Source organism: Rossellomorea sp. ABR4_004 (assembly GCF_056159585.1).
The window spans coordinates 605963-617720 of the sequence record NZ_JBSWVM010000002.1 but is presented as its reverse complement, the minus strand read 5'-3'; the positions used below and the strand labels follow the sequence as shown (position 1 = coordinate 617720).

The following is an 11758-nucleotide window of genomic DNA, read 5'->3' as shown; positions in this document are numbered from 1 at the left end:
CCGTTTGTTTTTTCGTTAGTTCTGTCTTAAATATTCTTTTTAAACTGACAGATAAAAAACATTGGGAAATTTCATTTTTCATTAGTCTATTTTTTTCATTATTGATTACTGCTTTTATTTTTGCTATCTAATATAATTCTTGGGTTTCCGGCATCATTCTTGGAAATGAAATGAGTAAATTCTTTAGGGAGAATCCTGTGATATGAATAAACAGATAATCGGTTCTATTTTTTTACTAATGACAACGATCCTTTATAGTACCAAATACATCACAGCAGCCATCGCAGGTGCCGATAGTGGTACATGGGGAGAAGAAGATTTTATCCAATATCTGTCCTATACACCTAGTATTTTTAATGTATTTATTTTCTTTACAATGTTAATAGGTATTATCTATTTTGTATGGGGGATTTTTGATAGTAAAAAAGAAACGAAGTAACCTAGATAGGAAGAGCAGGTTATTTTTGCTCTTCTTTTTATTATCATCTTTAATGAACACTGATTAGTGCCTGACCCCAATCACAGTAAAGCGGGCACTGATTTTCATATATGGTTCCACATAAGTATTTTTTAAGGATGACGATGATGAAACAAAAAGAGCAACTAACCTTCCTCGGATATTTTCTCGTATTCCCACTCATATTCATCACGAGCTTCTTGATATGGGGATTTGTGATAAAAGGAAATGGACTATGGACCGTGATGACAGATGTGTTATCGATCATAGGAATCTATTATATCTTTACGAGTATTATCTTTTGCTTTGTTTTGAGGAAACAAGTAAAGATTTAAAGATCTTTACCAATACATTTGAAATATTCAATCGTTCCTCAGACTAAGGGTTTAAAAGATTAACCCAAGGATAGAAAGGTTGTGGATGACATGTTTTATGGAACAATCATTCTAGTTGGTTTCATAGTTCTAATAGTATATTTAATATCTCGATTTAGAAAAAAATGGAAATAAAAACTAAGAAGAATTCTCATATTGGTGCCCCGGCACTATTGTGATATTCCTAGTACTTGGACATATAAAGTTAAATTAAAATTGTAAAAATTGGCGGTGAGCCTATGTTGGAAACTATGTATCTATTAATTTTTATAGTTTTAACGATAATTTATATATACATATTTTACTCTGAAAAAATTCAATTTAGAATGATACATGCTTTACTATATCTAATTGTAATTGTAGTGTTTTTTCGGATATACATGAATTGAACTAATATAAAAGTTTGACGAGTGATTTGGGTAGAGTGGGGACGGTTCCCGCTCTACCCTTTACTTTTCTAAAGATAAGATATCAACGGTCCTGCGAACCAGAAAGCTGGGGGAACCGTTTTTTCCAAGAATCTCAAAACCAAAGAAGGAAATAAGGAATCTTTGAAGAATAGTACAAGCGGATACTGGTTTCTTACAGGCTGTTCCAGATATCATGATTTGACCGTATTCATCAAGGGTATCTGTGGATGGCAGTGTCCTGCGTTTTTTGATGTGATTTGATTCAAAATACTCTAATGTTCGGGAGGAAATGAAATGTCCAACAAAACGTTGACTTCAAAGGTGGAGAATGATCGGGTACTCGTGCTTGAACGGGAATTTGATGCGCCGCGTGAGCTAGTGTTTACTATGTTTAAAGACTCTGAACATCTCAAACAGTGGTGGGGACCAAGGGGCTGGGAGCTTCCCGTTTGTAACGTGGATTTCCGTCCGGGAGGTGTGTGGCACTTCTGCATGAAGTGCACGGATCAGAATCAAGGAGAATTCTTCGGTATGGAATCTTGGGGAAAAGGGGTCTACAAGGAGATCATCGAGCCGGAGAAGATCATCTACGTCGATTCCTTCTCAGATCCGGAAGGCAATACGAATGAAGACATGCCATCGACGACGAATACATTGGAATTCATCGATTTGGGTGGGAGGACGAAGTTGATCAACCGTGCTGAATATGATTCGGCAGAGTCTCTCAAGACCGTTATGGATATGGGTGTGATAGAAGGCATCACCGAAACGTGGGACCGCCTCGAGGAAGCCCTTCAGAAGGTGAAATAAAAAATGTAGGGACGGACCTTCTACTTAGAGAGGTCCGTCCCTCTTTCAATTCCATCGCAACGATTTCTTAAACTCACGAAACGCCTGGTGAGAGTACTCATCCCCGAACTTCCGAATGACTTCTTCAATGGTTTCTTTTTCCAGAATTAAGACTGGATGGATTTCCGTTGTATTGGCCACTTCATAGACGGCATGTAGAAAATCGACCATTTCCCCTATTAAAAACCCATTTCGCAATTTCACTAATTCCTGGATGACGACAGGTATGTACTGAAAAGCTTCCTCTGAAGTCATGCTAGTAGTGATCTCCTCAAAGAAATGGCCGAAATACCATTCATCCTGATCAAGTTTCTCCTGCCAGTTATGGAATACTTCATGAAGTGGTTTCATGGAACTCATTCCTTTCTTAGGGACGGACCTCCTATTTAGAGAGGTCCGTCCCTCTTTCACTTATTCAGAAACTCTTTAGCAAGTACATGATCAGGATCTAATGCCAGCATTCTTTTCGCTGTATCATAGGCTTCTTCTTCACTGACGACTTTATCGGGGATTTGATGCAAGAATAATAGATTGGATAAGTACTTGATATCTTGTCGGTCTGTTAATTCCACACATCGCCTTGCATGATAAAGGGCAGCGTAATATGCACCGTCCAGGTGACTTAGTGGAACCACCATCAATCTGAACGCCATCTCATGTAACGCAACGTGTTCCTCTTCGACTAGTAAACTCATAATGAAGGCGTAATTCGTTATACTAGAATCCTTGAAGGCGGTTTCCATCAGTTTTCCATCAAGTTCTGAATAGGAAAGCTCATTCGTCATTTCTTTAGCCTTTTCAAAATGTCCTTTTATGATGAACTCATTTAGTTTGTTTGTCATGTTCATTCCACCAATTACTACTTTTTTTTAAAAATGAGCCTTAAATTTCAAAGCCATTAACTAGTTCATTGTACACGACTTCCTTAACCCCAACCTTAAAGCAACCTTAAATTAACCATAAATATCAAAAATCGCTGACAATTTCATGGTAAAATAGGATGAAAATTTGATTTTACAAGACTGGGAGTAAGGGTATGGCAGAGTTGATTTATATAGCAGAAGATGATGTAGAAATTAACCACTTGATCAGCCTTCATTTGCGTAATGAAGGGTATCGGGTGGAGCAGAGTTATGATGGAGATGAAGTGATCCGTAAATGCAGGGAGAAGCGGCCGAGTCTTCTCATCCTGGACTTGATGATGCCGAAAGTGGACGGGTTTCAGGTGATCAAGGAAATTCGGAAAAACTGTAAGGTCCCGATTATGCTGCTGACAGCGAGGGCGGATGATGCGGACAAAGTCCTGGGGTTTGGGCTGGGGGCAGATGACTATGTGGTGAAGCCCTTCAGTATGGTTGAGCTCGTATCGAGAGTGAATGCCCAGATTCGAAGGTATACGGATTATAGTGTGGTGGAGGAAGAACCTGTCATTCGCAACGGATCCCTGAAGTATAATCCGATCAATCAGACGGTGACGAAGGATGGGGAGCGCCTCTTACTAACCCCGAAGGAGACGAAGCTGCTTTCGATTTTCATGAAGAATGTGAACCGGTTGTATACGAAGGCCCAGTTGTATGAGCTTGTATGGAACACGGACTACATCGGTGACAGCAATACGATCATGGTCCACATCAGTCGGATCAGAGAGCAAATTGAATCCGATCCTAAATCCCCGACGTACATTACGACGGTGAAAGGACTCGGCTATCGGATGGAGAATCATGAAGACTAATCCGATTCTCCTTAAAAAGCCCATTTCCATTACCAAGCAGTTTTTTATCAATTATTCTTTATTGTTTATCATTCTACTCGGAGTAGGGACGTTCACGCTGGTGGCTAACTTTGTGTATGTCGAGACCGTGTATGAGGATTTGGATCAGGACTTCCTGAAAGGGACGTATGAAGATGCGAAGGAATTGGGTATGAAAGCGGCATTCAAGAAGAATGAGCTGCCGGATCATGCCTACCTGGAAATCGTCAGTACCGATTATAAGGTGATCGATCAATTCAATAGTCCTCACAAAATAGGGTATCACTATGGATTGAATGAATTTCTGAAGAATACCGATACGTATGATACGGATTTATATATACCTGAGAATAGTGAAGAATATCTATTACTCTATTTTCCCGCAGATGACTATTTCCAATTGGATGATGTGTTCTTCTTCACCATCATCTTTTTCATGGTGTGCTTGATCGTCATTCTGTACTGGTATGTGAAGAGAACATCTGTCCAGCTCATTCAGCCGATTCAGAAGCTTCTGAAGGGGATCGATTCGATTTCAGCAGGAAACTATGGAGAGAAAATCGAGTTCGAGGCGAACCAGGAATTGAATCAGTTGAAACATAACATTAACCAAATGGCCGAAACGATCGGCACAGAAATCGCATTAAAGGAAAGGTCCGAGAACTTGAGGAAGCAGCTGATCCTGGATATTTCCCATGATCTGAAAACCCCATTGACTAATATACAGGGTTACGCGGAAACGTTGACCAGCTTGACGAATCTGAGTCGAGGAGATCAGAAGAAATATACCGACATCATCGTGTCCAACAGCAAGAGAGCCAACCGGCTCATCCATGACCTGTTCGACCTGTCCCATCTGGATATAGACTGCGATTCGGTTTCCCTTATGGAAAAGGATATGGCCGAATGGCTTCGCACCATCCTGTCTTCTTTTGTAGAAGAGTTCGAGGAAAAAGGGATGGAGTATCACCTGGATATTACGGAGGATACCCTGATGGTAAAATTCGATCCTTCCAAGCTTGAGCGGGCGATTACGAATATTCTCCATAATGGGATGGCGTACAGTGATGGATATCTGTCCATTTCACTCAAGCAGAGACAGAATCAGGCCGTCATGATCATTGAGGATAAGGGAACAGGGATCCCCGCCGACTACCATGATAAGATATTCGAACCATTCGTACGTATGGACGAATCCCGGAATGGTGAGACCGGGGGAACGGGCCTGGGACTTGCGATTGCGAAGAAAATAATCGAACAACATGGTGGATCCATTGAATTGGATAGGGGATATGATGAGGGATGCCGGTTTGTAGTTGTGCTTGGCATTCAATAGATCGTTGATAGTGGCACCTGACCTCAAGCGTGGTGAAGCTTGGGGTCAGGTTCTTTTTTTCAGATTGTTGAAACTATTTTAATAGAAAATCGAAACTACGTGTTAAAATATAGGAGGTTACAGTCTGCTATAAGGGATGGAGGTTGGTTGAATGTCAGAAAATTGGGATGTGTATTTTGGATATATTGAGGATCGGATGGCTTCCGTTGTTCTGGATATGGATATTACAGAGGAATTGGACACGGAAGAATACCATCATCCATACTGTATCCGATTCAACGTGAAAAGGCCGAATGAAGATGGATTTCCTTTAGGGACTGAAGCCGATCGATTAGGAGATATAGAGGATTCGCTTATTGACTGTCTGGACACTGACCATTTTGTTCATGTGGGGCGGGTGACAACTGACGGGATCAGGGATCTGATCTTTTATTCCAATCAACATGAGCAGGATGCTTTAGTCGATGCAGCGGAACGCTTCAGTCAACCGGCTGGCTATGAGGTGGAAGTCTTTCGGATTGAAGAGGATGAACCTTGGGAATTCTATTATGATTTCTTATACCCTAATCTGTATCAACAGCAGCATATGGGGAATCGTCATGTAGTGGAACGTCTGGAAGAGTCAGGCGACACATTGCAGGTCCCGCGCAAGGTTGACCACTGGGTGTACTTTGATCATCCAAAGAGTGTGAAACGTTTTGCGAAAGCCATCAAGAAAGAAGGCTTCTCCATCGAAAGTGAAACGGGTCATCCAAATGAAGAAGGGAAATATGTGTTGACGATATCCCGAGTGGATTTAGTCGATCTTCCCTCCATTAATGAAGTAACGGACCTGCTTGTCGAAATCTCTGAAACCTATGACGGGGAGTATGATGGGTGGGAGACGTTGGTGATTGAGTCATAAGGAAATCTTTTGAGGGAAATAGCAAGGGATGGGCCTGGTTGAGAAAGAAGTTAGGTACATAAGAAAGAACCAATAAGGAGGACGTATACATGAAAAAAGTGTTGGTATTGGTTACGGATGGTTTTGCCGATTGGGAAGCAAGTTACGTGACGGCTGAAATCAATAAACCAGAAACGGGTTATCACGTTCAGACCATTGCGATCGATAAGGATCCTAAGGTGTCAATGGGGGGATTCACGATTCTTCCGGATTATCGTTTACAAGACGCTCCCCTGGAATTTGAGATGCTCATCATCCCTGGTGGTACCGGGTGGAGAGAGGAAAAGAATCAGCAGGCGAAGGAGCTTGTGGGTTATTGCTTTGAGCGTGACATTCCCGTAGCCGCGATTTGTGATGCGACGACTTTCCTGGGAATTCACGGGTATCTTGACCACCTTAAACATACAGGGAATTCACTGCCCTATTTAAAAGAGGGGGCACCTCATTATCGAGGCGAAGAGAATTATATAGACGCACAATCCGTTAGTGATGGCTGTCTGATCACCGCGAATGGAAGTGGAGCAGTGGAGTTTTCAAGAGATATCTTACGCAAGTTGGGTGTGTTAGAGGGTGAAAAATTAGAGGAATGGTATGACATATTTAAGAATGGGTATCTAAAGAAGTAGTATAAGCATGGGGACGGTTCTGCTGCTTCGTTCTGATCTAAGAGGAAGCACGAGAACCGTCCCCTTGCTTCCTTTACACATGAAGAAAGGGGTTCACACATGAGAACCTTTATGTACATCTTTTGCTTGTTGGTGTGGGGGTTGAACTTTATTGCTGTGAAAATCCAGGGGACTCCTGTAAGTCTGGAGGTTTCATTGACCTACAGGTTGCTCGGGGCTGCGTTTCTTTTCATTCTTTTAGCTGTAATCACACGACCTAAAGGTTTTCCTGAAAGGAATGATCTTCTTCCCATCATCACTTTTGGTATTTGTAATTTTGCCTTAAGTTATTTGTTTCTTTATTATGGGACCATTTGGAGTAACGCAGCATTAGTTACCTTAATTTTCTCCCTTAAAACGGTACTGACACCCATCTCATTAAGACTGTTCTTGAAAGAAAAGCTGGAGCCTAGGATCCTGATAGGTGGGATGATGGGATTAATAGGAGTTTTGGTCATGGTCTATCCGATCCTGGTCCATGACTTTGCGATGAATTACATAAAAGGGATTGGTATAGCATTACTCGGGACTATGTTAACCTCGATCGGTGATGCAAGTTCTGCACGTAATGCCAAACATGACATACATCCTGTCTATTCAAACAGTCTGGGTGGGGCAGTAGCAGCCATCTTCCTACTGCTCATTTCCATATTTCAAGGACAAGTATTTAATTTACCGACTTCTCCTTCCTATCTAGGAGCTCTTCTCTATCTAACAGTCATCGCATCATTTGCAGCCTGGATGTTTTATCTGAATTTGGTAAAGAAAATTGGAGCATCTTTAAGTAGCTACATGGTGGCATTGTTTCCTGCAGTAGGGGGGATTGCTTCGGTGTTTATTGGGGAGTCGGAACCTTCCGTTTATCTGGTGCTTGGGTGTTTATTAGGATGTTTAGGGGCTGCGATTGCACTTAATTTCTTTCCATTCCTAGCGAAACTAGGGATGAAGAAGAGAATGGTGGAAGAGGAAATACGTTGATACACGGGAGGAACCATGCACGCGATCCCCTTGACAATGGCTGAAAATTTTATTATCGTATAAAAAAACCTAATAAGATTCTCACATTCGTATAACTCCAATAATATGGTTTGGAGGTCTCTACCAGGAACCAATAAATCCTGATTACGAAGAAGATACATGTAGTTGTATTTTCTTCGTAATCAGGATTTTTTTTTTTTTTTTTTTATGAAAAATTGAGGAGGAACAACTATGAATTATTCTAAAATGCCAAAGATTGAACTTCACTGTCATCTGGATGGGAGTGTCCGACCCGAGACCATCATTGATATCGCAAAGAGGGAGGGCATCCAGATCCCTTCCTTTGATATAGAAGAGATGAAAGAAGAGCTCATTGCCCCATTAGACTGCGAATCATTGGATGAATACTTAGAAAAATTCTCGATCCCTAATGCGGTTATGCAGTCGAAGGAAAATTTAAAGAGAATCACTTTTGAACTTTATGAGGATGCAGCCAAGGAACAGGTGAAATATTTGGAGGTTCGGTTCGCTCCACTACTTCATACACAGAAGGGGTTATCTGTAGAAGAAGTCATTGGAAGTGTAATCGAGGGAATGAAAGAAGCAGAAAAACAATTTGATATTAAAGGGAATATCATTTTGTCCTGTATGCGAATGATGTCCGCAGAACGTGCCTTTGAGGTCGTCGAACAGGGGAAGGGTTTCCTTGGAAAAGGAGTCGTCGCGATTGATTTATGTGCTTCCGAAGAAGAAGGGTTCTGCGGAAAGTTCATTGAACCCATCGCACTCGCCCGGGAATATGGCTACAGAGTTACGATCCACGCCGGTGAAACGGGAATCGGCAGAAATGTGCTCGAGGCGGTTGAATGGCTGGGGGCAGAAAGGATCGGACACGGTGTGTATATTACAGACTGTGCAGAAGCGTATCAGATTGTAAAGGAAAAACAGATCGTGCTTGAAATCTGCCCAACGAGTAATGTTCAAACGAAAGCCGTAAACCAATTCCGTGATCACCCCCTTTACGATTTTCACAGAGACGGAGTCAAAATCACCATCAATACAGATAACAGAACGGTATCCGATACTACGATGACAAAGGAATGTGAGCTGGTCTGGGGTGAATTTGCGATGAGTGAGAAGGATTATAGGGAGATTTATATGAATAGTGTGGAGGCTTGTTTTGCCAGTGATGAGGTGAAGGAAGGGTTGAAGAGGTATTTGTGAGCCATGAGCCATAGGGACAGGTACCTTGGCACCATTTTGTATGAGAGCCACGGTACCTGTCCCCGTGGTTCCCTAGTTACGTTAGAGAAAAAGAAGGATCAAAGAACAACCCAACGTTCTTTGATCCTTCTTTTTTTGTTTTTTATAAAAAAATCTTTCTTTTACGCACGTCCATAGTGTATGATACATAGTATAAAGCATATAGTGTACGACACACAGTACAACTCAATCAAAGAGGTGAACATATGGATAAGTCATTGCTGACATCTCTGACGACGGAGCTGCGGAGGGGGACATTGACCCTGGCGGTATTAAGTCAATTGCGGACACCGCAGTATGGATATTCACTTGTCCAATTACTGGAGAAAAGCGGAATTTCGATGGAGCAGAGTACACTCTATCCGCTGCTGCGCCGTTTGGAGAAGCAAGAACTGGTCACAAGCAGCTGGGACCGGTCGGAAAGCAGGCCAAGGAGATATTATGTGCTGAGCGAATACGGCACTGAGATCTTGGGACAGTTACAGGCCGAATGGGAAAAGATGTCTGGGGAATTGGCGATTTTATTAAAAGGGGATGAGGAAGAATGAAGCTTGTTGAACTCTATATTCAAGAAGTGATGAGACGGCTGCCGGAAAAGAATCGGGAGGATATTGCCCTTGAATTGACATCCACGATTGAAGACATGCTGCCGGAGGAGTATACAGAGGATGATGTGAGGGAAGTACTGACGTCACTCGGGAATCCTGCCGTGCTGGCCTCGAATTATCAAGACAGGCCGATGCACTTGATCGGACCAAGGTATTATGATCTGTATATGACGCTCTTGAAGATCATTCTCCCGATTTCTGCTGGGATCACGTTCATCGTGTTAGCCGTATCATCTGTATTGAGCTATTCTGGGGAATCAAGTCCGATTGAGATATTCCTGTCCATCGCAGGAAATGGCGTGGTTGAGGTCATTGGAACCGGAATGCAGGTCTTCTTTTGGCTGACCCTCACATTTGCCATCATCGAGCGGACCGTTTCCTCGGACAGTCAGCTGCCGATCACCATGAGAGGAAAAGAGTGGACGCCGGATGATTTGAAAGACATCCCGTATGTCCCAAAAGAAAAACGAATTTCCAAGCTGGAGATTTTCGGAGGTCTAATTTGGACGGTCATCTGGTCAACCTGTTACTTTAAAGCGTCAAGTATCGTCGGATTGTATGAAAAAGGTGACAACGAAAGAACGTTCACTCCTTTCTTTGATGGGGAAGTGCTCATCGGGTATTGGCCGTTGGTCGTGTTCCTGATCGGGTTGGAACTTCACCTGCTTCTTAGAAAATGGAAAGCGGGTGTCTGGACCAGGAAGCTCGCTACATTGAATGCAGTATATCAGTTCATTCCTGTTCTAGCCTTCATGTTTGTGTTCAGGAACATGGAAATACTAAATACAGATTTTATAGATAGGGTACAGGAACTGTTCGACGCCTCTTTCAATTTTCAGTGGCTTTACCTGACCGTGTCGGTTGGGTTATTGGTCACTGCGGTGATTAATAGCTATGATGGATTTAAGAAAGCGTTAAAAATGAATGGGACGGATAGGGTTCTGTGAATGGAGGAAGGTTCTGATCAGGAGATCGGAGCCTCTTTCTCTTGGGTGAAGGTAAATGAATTTGCTTTTGAAAAGAAGATAGCGAATGAAAATAAGTAGTTCGAATTAGCAATCCAGAATAAAATGGCAAAGGTATTGTACTCGATAGTTGGGATGTGTTAGAAATGGTAAAAAAACAAACTGAATAGGTAATTTATGTTAAAATATCTTTAGAAACGTGGTACTTTCCATTAACGGCAGGAGAATGAATAAGAAGAATAACGAATGAGAAAACAAAGTGATTACATTAAAATGGAGGGAGAGACATTTTTATGGAAGTGATTTTGGTCATTTTACCTTTCATTCTAATAGGTTTTATTTATTTTATCCCCAGCTACATAGCTAGCAAAAAAAATAAGCATAACAAAATTCTCATTTATATTATTAATTTCTTTTTAGGATGGAGTTTGTTTGGTTGGTTTGCTGCTTTATTTTTGGCACTAAAAAAAGATCATCGCGATCAAATGTCAATTAATAAAGGGCTTAGTAAATAATAAGTGTTTTTCTGCTAACTGTGAAGCATGGGTGAAGCATGGGGATGGTTCTGCTGCTTCATCTTTACGAAAAGGAAGCGCGAGAACCGTCCCAGTGCTTCTCCAGATTTTTTACTGGGAGTGGTTTTGTGTTCTGGGTGAAATTTAGTTTGATGGCGATAATTGTTTTCGGCCTTGTCTTAATGGTTAAGTTCTTTTTAAGAAAGATTTTTAAAATAGAGAAAGTGAAAAGGAAATTCTTTTCCAATAATCATATCAATGAGTCCCATCGTAAAGTTGACAAATGGGTGAGGATTCTTACTGCAATCACTTTAATGGTTTTAGGGATCATGATGATAAACAATGAAGACTTAACCTACTTATACATACTAGGGTTTACCACCCTATCTGCACTGGACTATGCTGTAAGGGCATTCTTTGAATGGAAATCTAGCGAGTATCCTAAGGAGGCTATTTTGACTTTAGCTGAAATGTTCTTGGTGTTAACAGCCGTTTTTATTGCTTTTCGGTTTTGGATTGCTTAGATAAGGGTGCTGATCTTTATAAAATGCGTTTTTATCCATAATGCTTAACTGATAACCATTTTAATGAAAAGAGTCGTCATCATGATGGCTCTTTTTGTGGTTTTTTGAAACTTTTTACATA

General features: G+C 41.5%; 15 protein-coding genes and 1 riboswitch. Of the genes, 13 read left to right on the top strand and 2 right to left on the bottom strand.

The annotated features are described in order from the left end of the window. Positions 1-202: 202 nt before the first annotated feature. The 3 genes from ACXAF2_RS16095 to ACXAF2_RS16085 all read left to right on the top strand — a co-directional run bounded on the left by ACXAF2_RS16095 (position 203) and on the right by ACXAF2_RS16085 (position 2051). The gene (locus ACXAF2_RS16095; protein WP_475140119.1) at positions 203-439 is read left to right on the top strand and encodes a hypothetical protein; all 237 of its coding nucleotides are present in this window, start codon (positions 203-205) and stop codon (positions 437-439) included. A 146-nt stretch (positions 440-585) separates the two neighbouring features. Next, on the top strand, positions 586-792 hold the full coding sequence (locus tag ACXAF2_RS16090) for a hypothetical protein (RefSeq protein ID WP_475140118.1): 207 nt from the start codon (positions 586-588) through the stop codon (positions 790-792). Between the two features lie 743 nt (positions 793-1535). After that, positions 1536-2051 (top strand): SRPBCC domain-containing protein, encoded by a 516-nt coding sequence (locus ACXAF2_RS16085; RefSeq protein WP_475140117.1) that lies wholly within the window; start codon positions 1536-1538, stop codon positions 2049-2051. A gap of 45 nt (positions 2052-2096) precedes the next feature. Here ACXAF2_RS16085 and ACXAF2_RS16080 read toward each other — a convergent pair whose 3' ends face one another. Further along, complete coding sequence (locus tag ACXAF2_RS16080; protein ID WP_475140116.1) at positions 2097-2441, bottom strand: ABC transporter; 345 nt, start codon at positions 2439-2441, stop codon at positions 2097-2099. A gap of 56 nt (positions 2442-2497) precedes the next feature. Beyond that, positions 2498-2932: a hypothetical protein gene (locus ACXAF2_RS16075; RefSeq protein WP_475140114.1), complete on the bottom strand. Its 435-nt coding sequence runs from the start codon at positions 2930-2932 to the stop codon at positions 2498-2500. Between the two features lie 194 nt (positions 2933-3126). Between ACXAF2_RS16075 and ACXAF2_RS16070 the strand changes: the two genes are divergently transcribed. The 10 genes from ACXAF2_RS16070 (at position 3127) to ACXAF2_RS16025 (ending at position 11637) form a co-directional block, all read left to right on the top strand. Further along, a complete protein-coding gene (locus ACXAF2_RS16070; RefSeq protein WP_475140113.1) occupies positions 3127-3822 on the top strand; it encodes a response regulator transcription factor in 696 nt (231 codons plus the stop codon). Beyond that, complete coding sequence (locus tag ACXAF2_RS16065) at positions 3812-5176, top strand: HAMP domain-containing sensor histidine kinase (protein ID WP_475140111.1); 1365 nt, start codon at positions 3812-3814, stop codon at positions 5174-5176. Before ACXAF2_RS16070 ends, ACXAF2_RS16065 begins: the two co-directional genes overlap by 11 nt. Positions 5177-5327: 151 nt before the next feature. Further along, complete coding sequence (locus tag ACXAF2_RS16060; RefSeq protein WP_475140110.1) at positions 5328-6080, top strand: DUF695 domain-containing protein; 753 nt, start codon at positions 5328-5330, stop codon at positions 6078-6080. An 89-nt stretch (positions 6081-6169) separates the two neighbouring features. Next, positions 6170-6745, top strand: coding sequence for a type 1 glutamine amidotransferase family protein (locus tag ACXAF2_RS16055; RefSeq protein WP_475140109.1), 576 nt, complete (start codon positions 6170-6172; stop codon positions 6743-6745). 99 nt (positions 6746-6844) lie between these two features. Next, on the top strand, positions 6845-7762 hold the full coding sequence (locus ACXAF2_RS16050; RefSeq protein WP_475140108.1) for a DMT family transporter: 918 nt from the start codon (positions 6845-6847) through the stop codon (positions 7760-7762). 67 nt (positions 7763-7829) lie between these two features. After that, positions 7830-7929, top strand: a riboswitch (purine riboswitch). A 64-nt stretch (positions 7930-7993) separates the two neighbouring features. Next, a complete protein-coding gene (gene add / locus ACXAF2_RS16045; protein ID WP_475140106.1) occupies positions 7994-8986 on the top strand; it encodes an adenosine deaminase in 993 nt (330 codons plus the stop codon). A gap of 245 nt (positions 8987-9231) precedes the next feature. Next, positions 9232-9573 (top strand): PadR family transcriptional regulator, encoded by a 342-nt coding sequence (locus ACXAF2_RS16040; protein WP_475140105.1) that lies wholly within the window; start codon positions 9232-9234, stop codon positions 9571-9573. After that, complete coding sequence (locus ACXAF2_RS16035) at positions 9570-10580, top strand: HAAS signaling domain-containing protein (protein ID WP_475140104.1); 1011 nt, start codon at positions 9570-9572, stop codon at positions 10578-10580. Before ACXAF2_RS16040 ends, ACXAF2_RS16035 begins: the two co-directional genes overlap by 4 nt. 311 nt (positions 10581-10891) lie before the next feature. Beyond that, on the top strand, positions 10892-11113 hold the full coding sequence (locus tag ACXAF2_RS16030; RefSeq protein WP_475140102.1) for a superinfection immunity protein: 222 nt from the start codon (positions 10892-10894) through the stop codon (positions 11111-11113). A 152-nt stretch (positions 11114-11265) separates the two neighbouring features. Continuing rightward, a complete protein-coding gene (locus tag ACXAF2_RS16025; protein ID WP_475140101.1) occupies positions 11266-11637 on the top strand; it encodes a DUF4181 domain-containing protein in 372 nt (123 codons plus the stop codon). Positions 11638-11758: the final 121 nt, after the last annotated feature.

Excerpts from the sequence above, each read along its gene's own strand:
- ACXAF2_RS16040 (WP_475140105.1), top strand. The coding sequence starts at position 9,232 with ATGGATAAGTCATTGCTGACATCTCTGACGACGGAGCTGCGGAGGGGG.
- ACXAF2_RS16055 (WP_475140109.1), top strand. The coding sequence starts at position 6,170 with ATGAAAAAAGTGTTGGTATTGGTTACGGATGGTTTTGCCGATTGGGAA.
- ACXAF2_RS16065 (WP_475140111.1), top strand. The coding sequence starts at position 3,812 with ATGAAGACTAATCCGATTCTCCTTAAAAAGCCCATTTCCATTACCAAG.
- ACXAF2_RS16085 (WP_475140117.1), top strand. The coding sequence starts at position 1,536 with ATGTCCAACAAAACGTTGACTTCAAAGGTGGAGAATGATCGGGTACTC.
- add (WP_475140106.1), top strand. The coding sequence starts at position 7,994 with ATGAATTATTCTAAAATGCCAAAGATTGAACTTCACTGTCATCTGGAT.
- ACXAF2_RS16030 (WP_475140102.1), top strand. The coding sequence starts at position 10,892 with ATGGAAGTGATTTTGGTCATTTTACCTTTCATTCTAATAGGTTTTATT.
- ACXAF2_RS16025 (WP_475140101.1), top strand. The coding sequence starts at position 11,266 with ATGGCGATAATTGTTTTCGGCCTTGTCTTAATGGTTAAGTTCTTTTTA.
- ACXAF2_RS16075 (WP_475140114.1), bottom strand. The coding sequence starts at position 2,932 with ATGACAAACAAACTAAATGAGTTCATCATAAAAGGACATTTTGAAAAG.
- ACXAF2_RS16035 (WP_475140104.1), top strand. The coding sequence starts at position 9,570 with ATGAAGCTTGTTGAACTCTATATTCAAGAAGTGATGAGACGGCTGCCG.
- ACXAF2_RS16090 (WP_475140118.1), top strand. The coding sequence starts at position 586 with ATGAAACAAAAAGAGCAACTAACCTTCCTCGGATATTTTCTCGTATTC.
- ACXAF2_RS16050 (WP_475140108.1), top strand. The coding sequence starts at position 6,845 with ATGAGAACCTTTATGTACATCTTTTGCTTGTTGGTGTGGGGGTTGAAC.
- ACXAF2_RS16095 (WP_475140119.1), top strand. The coding sequence starts at position 203 with ATGAATAAACAGATAATCGGTTCTATTTTTTTACTAATGACAACGATC.
- ACXAF2_RS16070 (WP_475140113.1), top strand. The coding sequence starts at position 3,127 with ATGGCAGAGTTGATTTATATAGCAGAAGATGATGTAGAAATTAACCAC.
- ACXAF2_RS16080 (WP_475140116.1), bottom strand. The coding sequence starts at position 2,441 with ATGAAACCACTTCATGAAGTATTCCATAACTGGCAGGAGAAACTTGAT.
- ACXAF2_RS16060 (WP_475140110.1), top strand. The coding sequence starts at position 5,328 with ATGTCAGAAAATTGGGATGTGTATTTTGGATATATTGAGGATCGGATG.